The organism is Janthinobacterium sp. DSP2-3-3 (assembly GCF_049897325.1).
In the GTDB taxonomy this organism is placed as follows: domain Bacteria; phylum Pseudomonadota; class Gammaproteobacteria; order Burkholderiales; family Burkholderiaceae_D; genus Janthinobacterium.
Genome location: NZ_JAFCWA010000010.1, coordinates 38,522 through 59,155, shown reverse-complemented (window position 1 = coordinate 59,155; position 20,634 = coordinate 38,522). Strand labels below are relative to the sequence as shown.

Here is a 20,634-nt window from a genome sequence, read left to right as displayed (position 1 = left end):
CTTATTTCTGAACCAGGTATTCAGGCGAGGCCATGGCCAGGAAAATGGCCAGGTGCACGCGATTGGTTTTCGCCGTCGTCACTTGCGCGGCATTGCTGCCGCTGGCTGCGGGAATCGCGATGCTGGTCACAGCCGAGACGATCTTGCTGCGTAGCCGGGACGACATATTGCCCGACATCAACAGCAAGTTGACCCGCTCCAGCAAGGCGGCCGGCTGGTCGGCCAGAGCCAGTTCGGCCGAGTAGTCGGCCCGCACGGCACGGCTTTCCGCCACGCCGCCGCGGATGGCGTCCTGCATGAAGTTCAGGTAACCGGTGACGGACGGCTCCGACGTGATCTGCATTTCCGGCGCCACCAGGCCGGCCGTCGCCAGCGCCGAATTGGGTGGCACGTAGGAGGGACGGAAGTAGTTGAAGACCGATGGCGCGTTCATGGGATTCTGGCCCAAGCCGGAGAGTGGGTCGCTCAGGTAATAGATGCGGTACTGCAAGGCGGCATCCTTGGCGTTAAACGCGCGCATCCAGTTGCCCAAACGCACAAGCGGTTCGCGCAGTTTGCCCGTGCGCAGGCTGGTGCCCGCTGGCGCCAGCGCGTCGGGGTCCAGCAGCACGGCGCGGATCACGGCTTGCATGTCGCCGCGCACGCCCGAGCCATTATTGGCAAAGGCGGCTGCGACCCGGCCCACATAGGCCGGGCTGGGATTGCTGCTGACCAGGCGCTGTATCAGCTGGCGGCCAAAAAACGGGCCCGCATTCGGATGGTTGAACAGGGTGTCGAGGGCCAGCGCCATGTCTGCTTCGCCGCCGCCAGCGCCCGCCGCGCTCACGCCGAGGAAGCGTTTTTCGCTGGTGGAGTGAAACGCCGCATAGTTCTGCATCGGTTTCCAGTCGCGGTCCGGATCGGCCACGCTGCCATAAAAACGGTTCGCGGCCTGGTCCGGCCCGGCCCAGCTCCAGCCCGTAAATACTTTCGCCAGGCCGCTCACATCGTCGCGTGTGTAGGTGTCGATGGGTTTGCCGCCGGACAATTTCAATGAGCCATCGGCGTTCAGCTGGTACAAGCCGATGGTAAATAACTGCATGACTTCGCGCGCGAAATTTTCGTCGGGCGTGCGCGTGGCCGCTTCCTTCTGGTTGCGCAGGTGCGACAGGTACAGACCCATCATCGGATGGGTGGCCACGCCCTGCAGCAAGGTGCGGAAGTTGCCGAACGCCTGTTGCCCCAGCATATCGTAATAGCTGGCGACGCCCCGCGTTTGCGGCCACACGGCCTCGTTTTGCGTAGAGACGACGAAAATTTCAGACAGGGCAAAGGCCACGCGCTGGCGCAACTGGTCATCGCCGCGCACGGCCTGCTGCCAGAACGACTCATAAAAGTCGTTTGGCACGGCCTTGGTGGCCACCGCGCCCGCAGCGGAATATTTGGCATCGATATATTTGCGGTGCAAGGTTTGCGGCTTGGAAAACTGCGCGCGGAACCAGACATCGCTATCGCTGGCGACCAGCGCATCGATGGCTGCCATGTCCGGGCCGAACGTGGCGCGGCCCAGGAAGCGCGACGCTTCCGGGCGCGTAAAGGTGGCCGTCTGCTTGGCAGGCGGCGTGGTCAGGGGCGGCGGCGGAATGGTATCGCCAGGCGACGTGCCGGGAGCGGTGATCGCTGGCGGCACGACCGAAACGTCCGGGTTCTGGGTAGAGCCGGTCTTGCTGTCGCCGCCACCGCCACCGCCACCGCCGCAGGCGGCAAGCAGACTGAGCAATGTGATGGACAGTAAGCGGCGCAAAGTAGGGTGCGTCATTTAGTTTCTTTCAGGCAATTAAAATCTGGCCTGTTAATTGTAGGGCTTGCTTACCAAAATCCCGTTTTCAATTAAGTATTTGCATGTTGACTACGTTTATTTTTAATGGACGTTAGCGTGTTATTCAGGCTGTTTATAGTGAGGTAGAGCGAAGTTTGTTATTTGAAAATGAAAAATATTTTTTGCTGATGACGCGCACTGTGGCGGATAGGCGACGTAATCATTCCAGCCGATTAAGCTTGTTTGAAAGCTTATCTTGACAAGGAAACGCGCTACGCCGGAAACGATGGTTTTTACGCTATCGGCGAAACGCCGTTCGTCATTACCCCGTCCGTGCCCTGCGCTTGGCCGGCATGGCCCTTGCGTGAGGAAGGCATGGGGCCCTCCGTCTTTCATCGGAGCCAGCCATGAGCAACCGTCTGAAATGAAAAACGCCGCCTGATCTGCATCAGGCGGCGTTCATGACCACTGTCTAAGGAAGGGCGACGTTTTTAAACGTTCTCATCCAATTTGACGCAGTCGACGAAGTAACCACGCTTGCCATCGACTTCGCGTTTCACGAGGCCATGCACATCCGTCTCGAAGCCGGGGAAGCGCTCGTTGAAGTCACGCGCGAAGCGCAGGTAGTCGACGATGGTCTTGTTGAAGCGCTCGCCCGGGATCAGCAGCGGAATGCCCGGTGGATACGGCGTCAGCAGGATGGACGTGATGCGCCCTTCCAGTTCGTCGATGGCCACGCGCTCGATTTCACGGTGCGCCATTTTGGCGAACGCGTCCGACGGCTTCATGGCCGGGATCATGTCCGACAGGTACATTTCCGTCGTCAGGCGGGCCACGTCGTAAGCCTTGTAGAAATCGTGGATTTGCTGGCACAGGTCGCGCAAGCCCATTTTTTCATAGCGTGGGTTGGCCGCCGCGAATTCCGGCAGGATGCGCCACATCGGCTGGTTCTTGTCGTAGTCGTCTTTGAACTGCTGCAAGGCCGTCAACAGGGTATTCCAGCGGCCCTTGGTGATGCCGATGGTAAACATGATGAAGAATGAGTACAGGCCGCATTTTTCAATGATGACGCCGTGCTCGGCCAGGTATTTGGTGACGATGGACGCGGGAATGCCCGTTTCGCCGAACTGGCCGTCCAGCGACAGGCCCGGGTTGACGATGGTCGCCTTGATCGGGTCGAGCATGTTGAAGCCCGGAGCCAGGTCGCCAAAGCCGTGCCAGTCATCCTCGGCGCGTATCATCCAGTCTTCCTGCTGGCCCATGCCTTCGTCGTTGAAGGTGGCCGGACCCCACACCTGGAACCACCAGTCCTGGCCCCACTCCTGGTCGATTTTTTTCATGGCGCGGCGGAAATCAAGCGCTTCCATGATCGATTCTTCCACCAGGGCGGTGCCGCCCGGCGCTTCCATCATGGCCGCGGCCACATCGCACGAAGCGATGATCGAGTATTGCGGCGAAGTCGAGGTGTGCATCAGGTAAGCCTCGTTGAAAGCGTCCTGGTCCAGCTTGACCGTGTCCGATTCGCGCACGAGGATTTGCGAAGCTTGCGACAGGCCGGCCAGCAATTTGTGCGTGGACTGGGTCGAGAAGATCATCGATTCCTTGGCGCGCGGACGGTCCTTGCCGATGGCGTGCATATTCTTGTAGAAATCGTGGAAGGTGGCGTGCGGCAGCCATGCTTCATCGAAGTGCAGGGTGTCGATCTTGCCGTCCAGCATTTCGCGCAAGGTTTCCACGTTGTAGATCACGCCATCGTAGGTTGATTGCGTGATGGTCAGGATGCGCGGTTTCTTGTTCTTCGCTTCGCGCGCGAACGGATTCGCTTCAATCTTGCGGGCAATGCTTTCCGGCGTGAATTCATGCAGCGGGATAGGACCGATGATGCCCAGGTGATTGCGCGTCGGCATCAGAAACACGGGAATCGCGCCGCACATGATGATCGAATGCAAGATCGACTTGTGGCAGTTGCGGTCGACGACGACGATGTCGCCCGGCGCCACGGTCGAATGCCACACCATCTTGTTCGAGGTCGAGGTGCCATTGGTGACAAAATAGCAATGGTCGGCATTGAAGATGCGCGCCGCATTGCGCTCGGACGCAGCGACAGGGCCTGTATGGTCGAGCAGCTGGCCCAGTTCTTCGACGGCATTGCAGACGTCGGCGCGCAGCATGTTTTCACCGAAGAACTGGTGGAACATCTGGCCGATCGGCGACTTCAGGAATGCCACGCCGCCCGAGTGGCCGGGGCAATGCCACGAGTAGGAACCGTCGTTGGCGTAGTGCACCAGCGCGCGGAAGAATGGCGGCGACAGGCCGTCCAGGTAAGATTTCGCTTCGCGGATGATGTGGCGCGCGACGAATTCCGGCGTATCTTCGAACATGTGGATGAAACCGTGCAGTTCGCGCAGGATATCGTTCGGGATATGGCGCGAAGTGCGCGTTTCACCATACAGATAAATGGGGATATCGGCATTCTTGTAGCGGATTTCCTCGACGAAGGCGCGCAGGGACTTGAGCGCGTGGTCCGTTTCCTCGATGGAACCGGCGCCGAATTCTTCATCGTCGATCGACAGCACGAAGGCCGACGCGCGCGATTGCTGCTGGGCAAATTGCGACAAATCGCCGTAGCTGGTCACGCCCAGCACTTCCATGCCTTCTTTTTCCATTGCGGCGGCAAGGGCGCGAATGCCCAGGCCGGACGTATTTTCAGAACGGAAATCCTCGTCAATGATGACGATGGGGAAACGAAATTTCATGCATGTCTCCAAAAAAGCAAGCCGCCCCTGACATAATGAAGGGGCGGACTAGGGCGCGACTTCAGGCGGTCGTGAAACCCGGCAGCCGCAGAAAAAAAATAAGAACGGGATTCTCGCAGAAATGCGGCGTCTGCGGGAAAAAAATATCGTAGCAAAGCGTCACGAGCTTGCGCTAGCGTGACGCAACGGTGTGACTGGGGTATTACAGCAACATTTTGTCCGAATCCATATCAACCTTATCAGGCTTTGCGTTGCAGCGTGACAAAGGCGTAAGGCAGGCCGGATTTCTCCGATACATGCGCTTCGCGCGCGGTTTCTTGCCACACGGTATGGTCAACGGCGGGGAAAAAGGCGTCGCAGTCAAACGTCTGGCCGATTTCCGTGATGATCAAACGGGCCGTCAATGGCAGTGCTTGCCGGTAGATCTCGGCGCCGCCGATGACATAGCCTTCGGCACCATCGAGCAGGGCGATGGCCGCTTCCACCGACGACACCGCTTCCACGCCCTCATGGCGCCAGTCGGCATTGCGCGTGATGACGATGTTGCGGCGGTTCGGCAGCGGACGGCCGATGGAATCGAAGGTCTTGCGGCCCATGAGGATGGGGTGGCCCGTCGTCAGGCGCTTGAAGTGCGCCAGGTCTTCCGGCAATTTCCACGGCAGGGTGTTGTTGATGCCGATGCCGCCTTGCTGGTCGGTGGCGACGATGATGGTCAAATGGCTCATTGGTTCTGTGAAAGTGGTGGGGGCATGGCCCGATGCCCGTCATTATCGTTGAAATTGCCCATGGCCTCCAGATGCGCGCGCATGGCTTGCGCCAGCGCACCTGGTGCTTCCAGCGGAATCATGTGGCCGGTGTTGTCTTTTAGTAAGTGCAAGGTGGCTTGTGGCAGGCGGGCTGCCATGGCGCGCAGATCGTCAGGATTGACGAGCTTGTCGTCTTCGGCGCCCACGATCAGTACGGGAAAATCGAGTTCCGGCAAGCGCGCCATCAGATCGGGGCGGTTGATGGTGGTGATGAATTGCGCCAGCAGCACGTCCTTGCCCAGGTCCAGTCCCATCTGCTGGATCAGTCCGGTGATGGCGACATCGTCCAGGTGCGATGGATGCAGCAGTTCGCGCAGGCGCTGGCGCGTGATGCCCGCATACGCATTGCGCTCAAGCATGGCGACGATGCGCTGGCGTGCCGCGATTTCCGCCGGCAGCAAGCCTTGGGCTGAATTGGCGATCAAAGTCAAAGACTTTACGCGCTGCGGGTGCGCCAGCGCGTGTTCGAGCGCCAGGTAGGCGCCCAGGGAGAAGCCCACCAGATGGGCTTGCGGAGCGCTGCAGCTGGCAATCATCGATTGCATCTGCGCGCGCGTGCGCGCCTGATGCAAGGGCACGTGCTGCACATGAAAGGCCTCGCCCAGGGCAGGCGCCAGGCGCGACCACAGGCGCGCATCGCACAGGGTGCCGGGAATGCAGTCGAGCCGCGTGGTGCCTTCAGTGGTGCATTCAGGCAAGGTCGAGCCAGGAGTCGTATCGCTCATGCTAGTGAATTTTTTTGTCGAGCGGCATTATCCGTCATTTTGCGCATCCGGGCGGCGGCACAGTATTTTCCGTATGGCATTATTTTCAATAGTGCGCGGCTGGCAAGCAAGAACTTTATGGTAGGCTCATGGCTCATCAAGCCGGGGTACCGGCGGCGTGACCTGGAACACCGAATGCAACCCCCCACATTATAAAGAGGAATTATCATGGCGATCAGTTTGCAAAAAGGCGGCAATGTCAACCTGAGCAAGGAAGCTCCTGGCTTGAAGAAAATCGTGATTGGCCTGGGTTGGGACCCGCGCGCCACCGATGGTGCCGCTTTCGACCTGGACGGCAGCGCCTTCCTGCTGAAAACTGACGGCAAGGCCCGTTCCGACGCCGATTTCATTTTTTACAACAATTTGAAGTCGGTTGACGGTTCCATCGTCCACGCGGGCGACAACACCACGGGCGGCGGCGATGGCGATGACGAAAAAATCGCCGTCGACTTGGCCAACGTGCCCGCCGACATCGACAAGATTTCCGTGGCCGTCACGATCCACGACGCGGAAAACCGCAAGCAGAACTTCGGCATGGTCGGCAAGGCCTACATCCGCTGCCTGAACGGTGACAACGGCACGGAAATCGCCCGCTACGACCTGTCGGAAGACGGCTCGACGGAAGCGGCCATGATCTTCGGCGAAATCTACCGCGCCGGCAGCGAATGGAAATTCAAGGCGATTGGCCAAGGCTTCAAAGGCGGCTTAGGCCCACTGGCACGTTCGTTTGGTATTAACGCTTAAGAGCTCCGGAAAACGGCCCATGGCGGCGTTGCGCCGCCATGCACGTTCTGTACTATTCGTACTGTCTTCGGACGACGCGCCTTGCCCTGAGCCGTTGTCCGAAGCTCCCACACGTGAAGTTCCATGGAAAACCTGATCAAGGGGCAGCGCCTGGCGCTGTCCAGCCTCGTCACGGGCAATATTGTGCAACTGGGTCTGGCCAGTACCGGCGTGCCGCTGGACTTCGCCTGTTTCGGCCTCGATGCCACCGGTAAATTGTCCGACGACCGCTACATGACTTTCTTTAACCAGCCGCGCACGCCATGCGGCGGCGTGGAAACCTCGGCGCCGTCCGGCGATGCGGCCGGTTTCAGCTATCAGCTCGAGCGCTTGCCGGCCTCCATCGAACGCCTGGTCGTCACGGCCGCCATCGATGGCGCGGCCACCACGGCGCAGCTGGGCAGCGGCTACCTGCGTTTGCTCGACGGCGGGCGCGAACTGGCCCGCTTTACCTTTGCTGGGTCTGATTTTGCGCAAGAAAAAGCCGTCATGCTGCTTGAACTCTACCGCAAGGATGGAGACTGGCGCTGCATGGCCGTGGGCCAGGGTTTCAATGGCGGCCTGGACGCGCTGGTGCGCCACTTCGGCGGCGAAGTCGACCAGGCCGCGCCAGCCGCTCCTGCGGCGGCCCCGGCGGCTTCGGCAATCCAGCAGGCGAAGATCAACCTGGAAAAGCGCGTCGAACGCGAGGCGCCGCAACTGGTCAGCCTGGTCAAGCAGGCCGGCGTGTCGCTGCAAAAAGTCGGCTTGCTTGACCACCGTGCCAAGGTCTGTCTGTGCCTGGATATTTCCGGCTCCATGGGACGGCTGTACAAGGAGGGGCTGGTGCAGCGCTTTGCCGAGCGCATCCTGGCCCTGGGCTGCAAGTTCGACGACGATGGCGAAATCGATGTTTTCCTGTTCGGCAAAAACGTCCACCATCCGGCGCCCATGGCCTTGAGTAATTGCAACACTTATGTGGGGCAAGCGATCACGCGTCACCCGTTGGAAGGCGACACGCGCTACGGTGCCGCCATGCAGGCGATCCGCGCGTTTTACTTCCCCGACGCGGCCGGCGGCGAGCGCACGCGGCCCGTCACCGCCGAGCTGCCCGTGTACGTGATGTTTGTCACCGATGGCGGGACCAGCGACCAGGCGACAACGGAAAAACAGTTGCGCTGGGCCAGTAACGAGCCCATCTTCTGGCAATTCATGGGCATCGGTAAGGGACGCAAATCGAAAAGCAAGTTCCTCGCCGCCTTTGCCGATTCCGACTTTCCCTTCCTGGAAAAACTCGATGAATTGCAGGGCCGGCTGGTCGACAACGCCAATTACTTTTCCGTCAGCTCGCCCGATGAGCACAGCGATGCGGAACTGTATGATTTATTGATGACGGAATATCCGGGCTGGCTGAAACTGGCGCGGGGGCAGGGCTTGCTGAACTGATCGTCCTGCGATGTTATCTGCTGAGCTTGATGGTAATCGTGGTGCCTGCTTCTGGCAGCAAGAAGCGCGCCTTGTCGTAGCTGGGCGGACCCATCAGTGAACGCGCGTCGTTGCTGCTGCCCGTGGGTTCGCTGGGAATCTTGAAAAAGTTGCTGTCCATCTTGCCATTCGCATTCACGTCCTGGAAGACGGCGACAGCGTATTCGCCCGCAGGCAATTTATCCAGGTGCAGCTGGACGGTGCTGCCGTTGGCTGGCACGGTGGCCTGCTGCAGGGGGTTCGAGAGGAAATGCGCGGCCGATTGGTAAATGGCCGCTTTGACTGTGCCTGCACCGGGCTGGACATTGTTGACGGTCACGAGCAGGTCGGCGGCGCAGGCCAGTCCTGCGGTTGGCAGCAGCAGTGCGATGCACCAAGGTATGATACTTTTCATTTTACCTCCTTCGGTTGATCTTATATGGACAGCAAGCGGCGCAATTCAGTGACATGCGCCTGGTAGGCGGCGCGTCCTTGCGCAGTGGCATGAATACGGGTTTGCGGTTTCTTGCCGACGAACTGCTTTTCGAGCGTCACATAGCCTGCGCGTGCCAGTGTGTCCAGGTGCGCCCCCAGATTGCCGTCGCTTGCCTCGGTCAGCGCTTTCAGGCGCACGAACTCGATGCTTTCATTTACTTGTAATACATTCAGGGCAGTCATGATGCGCAAGCGCGTGCTCTGATGGATGATGTCGTCCAGGCCAGCCATGATGTTCTCCTCAGGCAGCGCGGCGCAGCCAGGTGCCGCCAAGCAGCAATCCGCCCCCCGCCAGCAGCGCCATGGCCAGATCAAACCAGGGGGCGAGAAAATGGTAGGCGATGAAAGTCAGCACGCAAATGCTGGCGCCCAATATCGTCCACCGCAAGCCATGCCAGAGGCCGGCCAGCATATACACGAGCATGAACAAGCTGGTCCAGAACACGGAGATGGCGCCGGGCCGGTGCACGATGAAAGTCGACACCATGATGCCGAAGGCGACGAGGATGGCCATGGCCAGCCAGATGCGCCGGTCGTCCGGCTGGCTGGCGGTTTTTTGCCGGCTCAGCAGATACGCCGTACCGAGCATGCCCAGCGCATCGGCAATCAGCCAGCAATATCCGCTGTGTGCCGGTGCCAGATAGCTGCCCAGATAGGCGCAGAACCAGACCACGCCCCACAACTGGACGATCACTCCTGAGCGCCAATAGCGCAAATATTGTTCACTGCGCGTCTGGGTTTGCTCCACTTCCTGCAGGGATTGTTGGACTTGTTGCGGGTTCAGCATCTTGTTCTCTTGGTTGACTCTGTAATGCAGAGTACTCTATATGTGAGATATTTTTTCGTCAAGCGTTTTGTTTTGCCCTCAAGCGTATGAGGCTGTACGACCACAAGTGCAAGAGATTTGTAAATTGAAGTAAATAACAATGGTTCGCATTTGCTTTGCTCAAGGGAGTCGTGGCATGCTTTCACTGTGCCCTGACATATGCCCTCACGCCGCGGCGTAGTGCCTCATCCGTAGCGTCTCGATTATTTTTTAGCCAAATGCATAAACTCTTTTTTCATTGCCTGGCGGGTAGCAGCCTGCTGCTTGCCGGCACCGCTGTCCAAGCGCAAACTGTCACCGGCGACGCCGTCGTCAAGCCCGCACCAGCACCAGTATCGGCCAAGGCGCCCGCCGTCGATGCGCCGCCATCCGTCAGCGTCACGGCCGAACGTCCCACGGGCCGCATCGACCGGCAAGTCTACGACGTGAAGTCCGACGTGGGCAGCAGCAATGGCACGGCGGCCGATGCCTTGAACAATGTGCCGTCGGTGGCCGTCGATCCCGACGGTTCCGTGTCCTTGCGTGGCAGCAGCAATGTGCAGATATTGATCGATGGCAAGCCATCGGCCATGCTGCAGGGCGATTCGCGCGGCGCCACCCTGAACGCCATGGCGGCCGACGATATCGAGTCGGTGGAAGTGATCAACAATCCCGGCGCCCAGTTCGGCAACGAAGCCGGTGGCGGCCCGATCTTGAACCTGGTGATGCGGCGCAACCGCAAGCCGGGCGGCTTTGCCACCGTGAATGCGAATGCGGGCATCGCGGGACGCTACAACAGTGCCGTCTCCGGCAGCTACAACGAAGGGCCGTGGGGCTATCAGGGCGGCATCAATGTGCGCCATGATGGCCGCAATTCCGTCGGCGAGGTCAGCCGCGAGCGCCTGGAGCGCGGCACTGGTGCTTTCGCCCCCAGCAGCCAGCAGTCCAGCAGCAATGGCTTGAACGACTCGCTGGGCTTGCACGGCACCGTGAATTACAACCTGAACGCCAACGATACCCTGGCCGCCAGCGTGTCGTATAACGGCCGCAGCAACGACCAGCGCTCGCTCGACCGCTACATCAATGGTGACAGCACGGGCAGCACCATAGTCGACTATGTGCGCAGCACCGTGCGCAACGGTGACAGCCGCAATGGCAGCTGGGGCGCGCGCTACGACCACAAGGGTGAGTTGCCGGGCGAAACCCTGAAGATCGACCTGCGCGTGTCCTCCTCGAGCAACGAGAGCGACAGCGATTACGCGAATACTTATGCGATTGCGCCCGTGAATGCCTTCGACAGCCGTGCGCGCCAGCACAGCGAGACGGGCAACCGCATCATCGACTTCAGCGGCGATTACGAGCGTCCGCTGGCGGGCGGCACGGCCAAGCTGGGCTATAAGGTGGCCGATAACCAGAGCAGCTTCGACACCCTGTACACGGACATCAATCCGGGCAGTCTGGTCGAGAGCGTCAACCCCATGCGCAGTAACCGTTTCGAACTCGACGAGCGCACCATCGCGCTGTACGGTTCCTACCAGATGCGTTTGACCGAGCGCTGGGGCGCATTGGCCGGTTTGCGCGCCGAGTACACGGATGTGAACGTGCGCCAGATCACGGGCGGCGTCGAGGCGGGCAACAATTACGTCAACTACATTCCCAGCCTGTTCGCCACGTATAAGGTCAGCGACGAGAGCAATGTGCGCTTCAGCTATGCGCACCGCATCCGCCGCCCGAGCGCGGGCGACCTGAACCCTTATGTAGTCTACCGCGACGAATTCAATGTGTCGGCCGGCAATCCCAAGCTGAAACCCACGCAGACGGACTCGTTCGAGATCGGTTATGAAACGAAGATCGCGGGCCTGGAAAGCAGCTTGCGTGCCTACCATCGACGCGATACGGACGCCATCGTCGATTACCGTTATTTCATCAGCGATAACGTGTTGCTGACCACGCGCGAAAACGGCGCAGGCAGCCATTCTAGCGGCCTGGAGTTCAGCGTCAGCGGCAAGCTGACGCCATCCTTGACCCTGAATACGAGCGGCAACCTGGCGCGCAGCCAGCAGACCAGCTCGGACGACCTGGGCAACCGCAGCACGCGCACGGCGAATGCCCTGAGCGGCCGCGCGCGCTTGAACTACCAGTTCGATGCGGCCAACCAGCTGCAACTGGCGCTGCAAATGCAAGGCAAGATGCTGTCGGGACAGGGCTACCGCTCGCCGAACAATACCTTGAACATGAGTTGGCGCCACACGGTGACGCCGCAATTGAGCCTGGTCATGAATGTGACCGATGTGTTCAGCAGCAACAAGATGGAAACCGTCATCAATAGCGCTTCCCTGCGCGAGACGAGTACGCGGCGCTTCGATGGACGCATGATTTATGTGGGTCTGTCGTACCGCCTGGGCGGCGCCACCTCGGCGGCGAAAGAGGGCGAGCGCGAGCCACGCTTCGGTCCGCCGGGCGGACGCGGGCCAGGTGGTCCAGGCGGCCCCGGCCCGGGCGGGCCGGGAGGCGAGCCAGGCTAGGCCGCTGTCGCGATCTCGTTCAGGAAGTCGATGAAACCGTCCGCATGGCGCTCGAAGCGCCATGCGCCCATGCCATGTTCGGCATGATAGACGGGCGCATCGCCATCGGTGACGTCGCCGAGGTCCAGGCAATACGGATCGGCGCCCGCATCGGCGATCACCAGATACTGTTCCGGCCAGCCGGCGATGGTTGCACCGTTGACGGGATTCCAGGCGTAACCGTGTTGGGCCTTGGCCAGTTCGGCCGCGCCGTACAGGCTTAAACCCTGGAAATACTGTGGACTGTCGATAAACACCCGCAGCGGCGAATGGCAAGCCAGAAAGCGCCGGTAGTGCTCCGGCAAGGTCCAGCGCTGCGCGATGCCGGCCATGTCGTCGGCGCTGGCGATGGCCAGCCAGTTCGATGGCTGCGCCAGGTCCTGCTCCTGCTCCTGCTCCTTCTTGCGTCTGGCTGCCAGCTTTTTCTCCAGCCTGGCCGCGGCTTTTTCCAGTGGCGTGTGTGGATCATCGAGCGCCGCATGCGTAATGGGCGCCGCATGGCCTGCGCCATCCGGGTTGCCATCGCGCTGCCAGGCCAGCACATCGGCCAGCCGTAATTGCTCTGCCTTCCAGTGGCCGGGATCGTAAGGCAAACCCGCATCGAAAGGCTGGCGGCTGAAGACGGCCAGGCTCTTGATGGCCTTGGCACGCACATTCAGCGGGCTGGTGTCGGCAGCGGCCAGGGCCACCAGTGGCGCATAGGCCGCCTTGCCTATGCTTTTCAGCATGCCGTCGATGGCCCGGTACGTCAGTTCGGGTTGCTCCAATGCCCATGCAAAAAATGCCGTATGCTCATCGGCTTCCGCCAACTGCACGATATCGCTCATCAGGAAGGCGCGCCAGTGCAGCAGTTGGCCTTCCCTGGCGTAGGCGATCAGAATGGCGAGCACGGCTTGCCGCTCGTTGGCAGCATGATTTTTCAGCAGCCGGTCTTTTAGCCGGGAAAACTTACTGCCATCCGTTTCGTCAAACAGCTTGCGGTGCAGGGCGGCCAGTGGTGCGACCGCCATCAGACGGCCATCGCGGCCTTGATGGGCGCGTGATGTTCATAGCCTTCCAGCGAGAAATCCGACGGTTCGATTTTTTCCAGCCATTCCGGCTCGTACTTGCCCGTCTTGGCGTAGTCGGGCACGCGGTCGGAAATGACGAAACGCGGTGCGGGGAAGGGCGTGCGTTTCAATTGTTCTTCCACCATCTCGAGGTGGTTTTCATAGATGTGCGCGTCGCCGATGAAGTAGGTGAACCAGCGCGGCGTGTAGCCCGTCAGGCGCGCCACCAGGTGCAGCAGGGCCGCGCCTTCGGCGATGTTGAAGGGCGTGCCCAGGCCGATATCGTTGCTGCGCACATATAAACACAGGGAAATTTCGCGCGTGCTGGCGTTCGGGATGAACTGATACAGCAAATGGCAGGCGGGCAGGGCGACGGCGTCCAGCACGGCCGGGTTCCAGCCGTGGAACAGGATGCGGCGGCTGCCCGGATTATGCATGATGGTGTCGAGGCACTCGCGCAACTGGTCGACCGCCTTGTACAGCAAGACTTTTTGCACACCGTCTTCAACGATGGGGGCAACCAGCGTGAAACCGTTGGCTTGCGCGTCAGCAATCTGCGCCGGCTGGTCGGCGGCTAGCAGTTTATATGCGGGCCATTGCCGCCATTGCACGCCATACACGGGGCCCAGGTCATCCTCGCCTTCGCGGTAGGGGTTGGCCAGCCATTGCGCATTTTCGTTGGCGTTCTGGTCCCATACCTTGCAGCCCAGCGCGCGGAACTCGGCCGCGTTGCGCGAGGCGCGCAGGAAGGCGCACAATTCACCGATCACGGATTTGAAAGCCAGTTTCTTGGTCGTCACGGCAGGGAAGTTGCCGTTGGCCAAGTCGAAACGCATCATGGCGCCGGGCACGCTCAGGGTACGGATACCCGTGCGGTTGTCTTGCCAGCTGCCTGTTTCGAGCACGGTCTTGATCAAATCTTGATATTGCTGCATGTATTTCTCCAACGGTAAGGATGCTGATTGTAACGCAGGCGCGACAGGCGGGCTGCCGTCCGCACATATAAATGCGCTGCCGTTTCACCTGCAAACATGACTCTGTGGTAATTTGTGTGTCCTTGAAGAAATACACAGAAACGGCAGATGCTGCACCATGTTCTTGCGACAATTTGTAAATAATAGTAACGCCGCCGTGGTGGAGATGAGCAGGACCGACTTTCTGAAGGCCAATCTGCGCCTGATCCTGGCCTGGCCCTTGCTGGGGCTGGTCTTGTGCGCGGTATTGTGGACGGCGACCTTGCTGCAACTGGAGGCGGAAAAAAAGGTGGCGCAGCAGCAGGCGCTCGACAGCGTGTCTTCGCTGTCGAAAGCGTATGGCCAGTATTTGCTGCGCACCCTGGAACAGATGGACCAGCTGACCTTGCAGCTCAAGTATGAGTGGGAAAATTCGCGCGGCCGGCTGCGCCTCGATCAATTGAAGACGCAGGGCATGTATGCCTTGCCGCAATTTGCCATCGTTGCCATCCTCGATCGCAAGGGCCACCCCGTGACGGCCACGGCGCCGCTGCAGCGCCTGCGGGTCAACGAGCGCAGCGATTTCCTGCTGCGCCACTGGCGCAGCAATTCCAGCGCGCTGCGCATCGCGCTGGGGAGGGTCATCGAGGCGGCCCCGGCAACCCCCGGCGCGGACGAAAGTCTCGTGCATTTCACGCGCCGACTGGAAGACGAGGATGGCAATTTTGACGGCGTGCTACTCATTTCCCTCCATTCCAGCTATTTTTCCGAATTCTACAACAGCGTCAATTTCGGCAAGTTCGGCATGTCCGCCATGGTAGGCGACGAGGGCGAGCTGTTCAGCACGCGCCTCGGTTCGCGCGTCCTGCCCATGCAGAGTGGCCAGGACACGCCGTTTCTCGACACCAGCATCCTGGAATCGGAGAGCGGCGCCATGCATTCGGGCGGCAGGATCGCTTTTTCCGACAAGCAAAGCCGCTATGTAGGCTGGCAAGCGTTGAAAGCCTATCCGTTTACGGCCGTGGTCGGTCTGTCGGACGGCGAAATGCTACGCCCCTACGAGGAAACGCGCACCATATATATCGGCATCGCGCTGGCCGTCACCGTGCTGTTGCTGGCCTTTGCCGCCGTTGCCACCGTACTGTCGCTGCGCCTGGCGTGGCGCCACCACCAGTCCGAAGGGGTGCGCAACGCCTATCGCATGGCTACCGAAGGCACCAGCGACGGCTTTTACATCATTGCTGCCCTGCGCGGCGAGGATGGCAGCATCCTCGACTTCGAGATTGTCGACTGCAACGAGCCGGGCGCCGGCTATTTCGGCGTGCGCCGCGAGCAGCTGCTGGGCATGCGCTTGCAGTCGCGTGCCCACGAACCGTATTTCCGCGACCTGATCCATCATTACCGGGCCGCCATGCAGTCCGGCTTTTCCGAGGAAGAGATCGAGTTGCCGGAAGGTAACCCGTTCAAACTGCGCTGGATACGCCGTCGCCTGGTGCGCAGCGGCGACCGCCTGGCCGTCACCCTGCAAGACATCAGCACGGCCAAGGAGCACGAGCGCGACTTGCGCCGCCTGGCCAATGAAGACGGCTTGACGGGCTTGCCCAACCGCTACTGGCTGCAGCAATTCCTGCCCGGCGCCCTGGGGCGCGCCGCCATCGCGCGGCAGATGCTGGCGCTGCTGTTCATCGACCTCGACGGTTTCAAGGATATTAACGACACGCAGGGTCACGCCGAGGGCGACAAGGTGCTGCGCGCTGCCTCGCTGCGCCTGAAGGCCGTGCTGCGGCCGGGCGACCATGTGGTGCGCCTGGGCGGCGATGAATTTGTCGTCGTGCTCGACCCGGTGGAAGACGATAGCCGGGCGGAACAAGTGGCGCAGCGCATCGCCATCGCCTTCGACGAACCGTTTTACCTGGGCAGCGAACGCCACAAGATGGGCGCTTCGATCGGTATCAGCCTGTATCCGCGCGATGGCGCCGAGACGGAAGTGCTGCTGAAGAACGCCGATATCGCCATGTACGCCGTGAAAGTGGCAGGCAAGGGCCATCACCGCTTCTTCCAGCCCGAATTGTTCGAGACCATCCGCAACCGCCGCGAACTGGAGCAAAGCCTGGTGGCGGCGCTGGAGCAGGACCAGTTTCTTGTCGTCTACCAGCCGCGCGTCGACGCCATGAGCGGCCAACTGTGCAGCATGGAGGCGCTGGTGCGCTGGCAGCACCCGCAGCATGGCATGGTGCCGCCGCTGGAATTCATCCCCGTGGCCGAGAGCAGCGGCCTGATTTCGCAGCTGGGCGAAGTCGTCATCGAGAAGGTGTGCCTGCAAATGGCGCGCTGGCAGGCCAGCGGGCTGGAACTGGTGCCCGTCTCCATCAACGTCTCGGCGCGCCAGTTCGGCCGCGGCGACGTGCACCAGGTGCTGGCGTCCGCGCTGGCGCGCCACTGCATCGATGCGCGGCTGATCGAGGTGGAAATCACGGAATCGGCCATGATGGATGAACAGAACCGCGCCGTGGAGCAGCTGTCGGCCATCCGCGCGCTGGGCGTGCGCCTGCTGGTCGACGATTTCGGCACCGGCTATTCTTCGCTGTCGCAGCTGCAGAAATTCGCCATGGATGGCTTGAAGATCGATCGCGCCTTCACCATGGAACTGGGCCGCTCGGAGCAGGGCGAGGTCTTCGTGCGCGCCATCCTGTCGATGGCGCATGCGCTGGGCATGAGCGTGGTGGCCGAAGGGGTGGAGACGCGCGAGCAGCTCGACATCCTGCGCGCGCTGCAATGCAACGAAGTGCAAGGCTACTTCATTTCGCGCCCCGTGCCAGCCGAACAGATGCTGGCGCTGATGCACCAGCGCTTTCTGATACCGCTTCCAGCTCCCGTACTGCCCCCCTACAGCCCCGTGATTGGCGAGGAAAACAACGCTGTTTCATAAAAAGAGCGAACGTTCGCTTTTTTCTAAAAAATATTATATGCTTCGCTCATGCCGTCAGTGAATTGGAGTTCACGGCGGCAAGAAAAGTGCAAGACGGGTCAGGTTGAGATGCCCGCGATAGTGTGCCGAAGACAATTTCATATAATAAAGAGAGACTAACTTGAAACATAAATATCTGCCCCTCCTGATCGTTGCCGCGTTCGCCGGCATCTCCTCCACCGCACAAGCATCGGGCTACCGTTTTGGCTCGCAAAGCGTTTCCGCCCAAGGCACGGCCGATGCCAGCGGCGCCGAAGCGGCCGACGCGTCGACCATTTTCTACAACCCGGCCGGCCTGTCGCGCCTGGAAGGCACGCAGTTCGTTGGCGGCGGCACCCTGGTGGTACCGCATTCGACCTACACGGATTCGGGTTCGAAGTCTTTCTTCTCCCCCGTTCCTGACAATCACAAGCCGTTCAGCGCAACCAAGGACTATGCGCCGGACGCCGTGGTTGCGCCGGCCCTGTATGCCAGCAAGAAAATCAACGATCAATGGACCGTCGGCGCGGGCCTGTTCGTGCCGTATGGCGCCAAGCTCGATTACGGCAATGACTGGTATGGCCGCTACGCGATCACCAATATCAAGCTCGAAGCCATCGCCCTGAATCCTTCCGTGTCGTTCAAGCTGGACCAGCACCATTCGTTTGGTTTCGGTATTACGGCTGAATATATGAAGGCGGAACTGGGCCAGGGCGTGGACGTGCCTGGTTCGGTAGCTTTCCTGCGCAAGTTTGCACCAACCGCATCGCAGGCTTTCGTGAACAATATTGCCAAGACGCAAGGTGTGGCTGCCGCACAAGCCGCCGGCGCCGCGCTGTTGGGTCCCATCAATGATGGCCATGCCTCCATGGATGGCCACGACTGGGGCTTTGGCTTCAATCTGGGCTATCTGTACCAGCTGAACGAAGGCACGCGTTTCGGTATCGCGTACCGCTCGTCGATTTCGCACAAGCTCAAGGGCAGCACCATCTGGGACTTCTCGCAAGTGACGAGCAATCCTGCCGTGAACGCCTTCATCGCCAAGGCATCGAACAAGGTCAATTCGGAAGCGCTGGTGGAATTGCGCACGCCGGAAACCCTGTCGGTCAACGCCTTCCATCAGATGGATGATCGTTGGGCCTTGATGGGCGACGTCACCTGGACCCGCACTTCGCGCCTGCAGAACCTGGACATCCAATTCCCGCCGACGGCCGAAGGCGCCGAGCGCATTCGCCAGAACTGGAAAGACACTTACCGCGTCTCGCTGGGCACCAATTATAAGTACAGCGAAAACCTGCTGTTGCGCGCCGGTATCGCGCATGACCAGGCCCCGGTCCGCAGCGCCGAGCTGCGCCACCCAGCCTTGCCGGACAGCGACCGCATGCAGTACTCGATCGGCGCGAACTGGAAGCTGAACGCCAATTCCTCGCTCGACCTGGCTTACAGCTACATCGACTTCAAGAATGCTGATGTCAATTACACAAACGACTGCTCGCCGGTCAAGACGGGCTGCACCGGCAACGGTGAAACCACCAAGGGCCTGTTCAAGACCCGCATGCAGTTGATCGGTCTCGCTTATAACTACAAGTTCTAAGCAGGTAGTGGCGGCCAACCCGGCCGCCATGCAATGAAAAAAGCGCCCTCGGGCGCTTTTTTTGCTGGATCATGACTGTGGTGGTGTTGGCCTGCGCCTATCATGGCTTGTCGCGCATGGCCTGATTCAGCAGGGTCAAGGCCAGCCGCACGGTGTCGTCCGGCAGTTCCAGCAACTGATCTCCCACATACCATTCGACCACGCTGTGCCCGGGCAGGGCTGCGTGGCTGGCGCGGCTGAACAGCCAGATGCCGTGGTCTGTGGCCACCTGGTTGCGGATGGCGATGGCCCGCTCGCGCGAGACGGGCAAGTGCAAGTGCAGCATGTTGGCCTGCGGCTGGGCAGGGTTGACGGCAATCGCCGGATAGTCGCGCAGCAGCGCGTACAGCCACTGTGTGCGTTCGAAATAGCGGGGCATGGCAGCGAGGCGTGCATCGAATTGCATGGCGGCGGCCACCACGTAGGGTGTGCGGTGGACAATGTTGCCGCCCTGGCGGTGGAACCATGCGCGCGCCCGTTCGACAAACGGGCGGCTGCCGGCCAGCATGGCGCCACCGAGGCCGCCGATGCCCTTGTACAGCGAGACATACACGGAATCAAAACCGTCGCAGATGGCGTGCAAGGGCTGGCCAAAACCCGCTTGCGCTTCCCACAGGCGCGCACCGTCCATGTGCAGGTGGATGTTGTGCTCGCGGCAGTACCGCTTGATCTGGCTCAACTCATCCCACGACGGGCACTGGCCGCCGATTTCGCGCATCGGCAATTCGACCTGCGCGGCGCCCAGCGCATCGGGTACTGCGCGCAAGTCGTCGACCGCCCACGGACGGTGCGGGTCACCGATCATCAAACCCTTGAAGTGCTCGAGCAATTCATGGTTGCCCCGCTCGTGGCGCAGGATATGCGACGTCGGATGCAGCGCCACCAGCGAGGACCCCCGGCCCTGGCAGGCCAGGCGCAAGGCCGTCACCTGCGTCATGGTGCCCGTGATGCAGAACACGGCAGCCTCGAAGCCGAGCAGGCTGGCGATCTTGTTCTCGAACTGCTCGATCAGCGCGCCTTCGCCATAGGTGTCGTGCGCGATGTCGTTGGCGTCGCACCAGGCGGCCATGGCGGTGAAAGTGGCTGCTGGCGTGGGCTGGCGGTGGCCCGGCAAGACGGTATGGCAGCGCTGGCGAAGTTCAAGTTCGTTCACGGTAGTTCCTTACAGGGTAGCCGTGGCCAGTTTCGCGCCAAAGCCGATGAACATGGCACCCACGCCGCCGCCCATGCCGGCCGACAGGCGGCGACGGCGGCGGAAGGTCTCGGCCAGGCGCGCGCCCACAAAGATGATGGCCGTCAGATAGGTAAAGCTGATCACCTGGCAGATCAGGCCCAGGCCGATGAAGGACAGCACGGGATTCGGGAAGGCCGGGTCGACAAACTGGATGAAGAAGGAAATGAAGAACAAAATGGCCTTCGGGTTCATCAGGCTGATGATCAGGGCCTTGCGGAACGGATCGCTTTCCTTGACCGGGCTTGGGGCCGCAGGCGTTTCGCCGTCGGCCGGCGCGGGCGCGCGCAGCTTGCGCCAGCAGCCGATCAGCATTTGCAGGCCGATCCAGCCCAGGTAGGCCGCGCCGATGTATTTCACCACGTAGAACAGGGCCGGGCTGGCTTTCAGCAACGAGGCCACGCCGCAGGCCGACAGGACCATCAAGATCAGGTCGCCCGCGAAAATGCCGAAGGCGCCCTGGTAGGCGGGCCGCACGCCCCGTTGTGCCGCCACCGACAGCACGTACATGGAATTGGGGCCGGGCAGGATGACGATGAAGATGGTCCCCAGTAAAAAGGTCCAGAAATCGGTGATGCCCAGGTTGGCGTGGAAAAGTGCGTTCATG

At 60.9% G+C, this 20,634-nt stretch carries 16 protein-coding genes; 5 read left to right on the top strand and 11 right to left on the bottom strand.

What is annotated here, in order from left to right; translation table 11 throughout:
* Position 1 precedes the first annotated feature (1 nt).
* The 4 genes from ACP7DE_RS19815 to ACP7DE_RS19800 form a co-directional block, all read right to left on the bottom strand.
* Positions 2-1,798, bottom strand: a complete 1,797-nt coding sequence (locus ACP7DE_RS19815) for a DUF1800 domain-containing protein (protein ID WP_426073679.1) — start codon at positions 1,796-1,798, stop codon at positions 2-4.
* 491 nt (positions 1,799-2,289) lie between these two features.
* Positions 2,290-4,554 (bottom strand): Orn/Lys/Arg decarboxylase N-terminal domain-containing protein, encoded by a 2,265-nt coding sequence (locus ACP7DE_RS19810; RefSeq protein WP_426073678.1) that lies wholly within the window; start codon positions 4,552-4,554, stop codon positions 2,290-2,292.
* 239 nt (positions 4,555-4,793) lie between these two features.
* Complete coding sequence (locus tag ACP7DE_RS19805) at positions 4,794-5,279, bottom strand: dihydrofolate reductase (RefSeq protein ID WP_426073677.1); 486 nt, start codon at positions 5,277-5,279, stop codon at positions 4,794-4,796.
* Positions 5,276-6,085 carry an alpha/beta fold hydrolase gene (locus tag ACP7DE_RS19800; protein ID WP_426073676.1) on the bottom strand — a complete coding sequence of 270 codons (810 nt, stop codon included), beginning with the start codon at positions 6,083-6,085 and terminating at the stop codon, positions 5,276-5,278. Before ACP7DE_RS19800 ends, ACP7DE_RS19805 begins: the two co-directional genes overlap by 4 nt.
* Before the next feature lie 207 nt (positions 6,086-6,292).
* Between ACP7DE_RS19800 and ACP7DE_RS19795 the strand changes: the two genes are divergently transcribed.
* A complete protein-coding gene (locus tag ACP7DE_RS19795) occupies positions 6,293-6,868 on the top strand; it encodes a TerD family protein (protein WP_426073675.1) in 576 nt (191 codons plus the stop codon).
* Positions 6,869-6,991: 123 nt separating this feature from the next.
* Positions 6,992-8,332 carry a VWA domain-containing protein gene (locus tag ACP7DE_RS19790; protein WP_426073674.1) on the top strand — a complete coding sequence of 447 codons (1,341 nt, stop codon included), beginning with the start codon at positions 6,992-6,994 and terminating at the stop codon, positions 8,330-8,332.
* A 13-nt stretch (positions 8,333-8,345) separates the two neighbouring features.
* Here ACP7DE_RS19790 and ACP7DE_RS19785 read toward each other — a convergent pair whose 3' ends face one another.
* Genes ACP7DE_RS19785 through ACP7DE_RS19775 form a run of 3 tightly spaced genes read right to left on the bottom strand, consistent with a single transcriptional unit; the run spans position 8,346 to position 9,632 of the window.
* Positions 8,346-8,765, bottom strand: a complete 420-nt coding sequence (locus ACP7DE_RS19785) for a DUF2141 domain-containing protein (protein WP_426073673.1) — start codon at positions 8,763-8,765, stop codon at positions 8,346-8,348.
* A gap of 20 nt (positions 8,766-8,785) precedes the next feature.
* A complete protein-coding gene (locus ACP7DE_RS19780) occupies positions 8,786-9,076 on the bottom strand; it encodes a winged helix-turn-helix domain-containing protein (protein ID WP_426073672.1) in 291 nt (96 codons plus the stop codon).
* Positions 9,077-9,086: 10 nt separating this feature from the next.
* A complete protein-coding gene (locus ACP7DE_RS19775; RefSeq protein ID WP_426073671.1) occupies positions 9,087-9,632 on the bottom strand; it encodes a hypothetical protein in 546 nt (181 codons plus the stop codon).
* Positions 9,633-9,889: 257 nt separating this feature from the next.
* On the opposite strand from ACP7DE_RS19775, the gene ACP7DE_RS19770 reads away from it, so the two are divergent.
* Complete coding sequence (locus tag ACP7DE_RS19770; protein WP_426073670.1) at positions 9,890-12,175, top strand: TonB-dependent receptor domain-containing protein; 2,286 nt, start codon at positions 9,890-9,892, stop codon at positions 12,173-12,175.
* Here the strand turns inward: ACP7DE_RS19770 and ACP7DE_RS19765 are convergent.
* Positions 12,172-13,224, bottom strand: a complete 1,053-nt coding sequence (locus ACP7DE_RS19765) for an SMI1/KNR4 family protein (RefSeq protein WP_426073669.1) — start codon at positions 13,222-13,224, stop codon at positions 12,172-12,174. The two genes, ACP7DE_RS19770 and ACP7DE_RS19765, sit on opposite strands and share 4 nt — an antisense overlap.
* Positions 13,224-14,198: a thymidylate synthase gene (locus ACP7DE_RS19760; protein ID WP_426073668.1), complete on the bottom strand. Its 975-nt coding sequence runs from the start codon at positions 14,196-14,198 to the stop codon at positions 13,224-13,226. Before ACP7DE_RS19760 ends, ACP7DE_RS19765 begins: the two co-directional genes overlap by 1 nt.
* A gap of 205 nt (positions 14,199-14,403) precedes the next feature.
* On the opposite strand from ACP7DE_RS19760, the gene ACP7DE_RS19755 reads away from it, so the two are divergent.
* Together ACP7DE_RS19755 and ACP7DE_RS19750 are read left to right on the top strand one after the other, a co-directional pair.
* Entirely contained in the window at positions 14,404-17,145 is a 2,742-nt protein-coding gene (locus ACP7DE_RS19755; protein WP_426073667.1) for a bifunctional diguanylate cyclase/phosphodiesterase, read from the top strand.
* Between the two features lie 160 nt (positions 17,146-17,305).
* Positions 17,306-18,757, top strand: coding sequence for an OmpP1/FadL family transporter (locus ACP7DE_RS19750; protein ID WP_426073666.1), 1,452 nt, complete (start codon positions 17,306-17,308; stop codon positions 18,755-18,757).
* A 100-nt stretch (positions 18,758-18,857) separates the two neighbouring features.
* Here the strand turns inward: ACP7DE_RS19750 and ACP7DE_RS19745 are convergent, their stop codons facing one another.
* Positions 18,858-19,949 carry a threonine aldolase family protein gene (locus ACP7DE_RS19745; protein ID WP_426073665.1) on the bottom strand — a complete coding sequence of 364 codons (1,092 nt, stop codon included), beginning with the start codon at positions 19,947-19,949 and terminating at the stop codon, positions 18,858-18,860.
* 9 nt (positions 19,950-19,958) lie between these two features.
* Complete coding sequence (gene leuE / locus ACP7DE_RS19740; protein ID WP_426073664.1) at positions 19,959-20,633, bottom strand: leucine efflux protein LeuE; 675 nt, start codon at positions 20,631-20,633, stop codon at positions 19,959-19,961.
* Position 20,634: the final 1 nt, after the last annotated feature.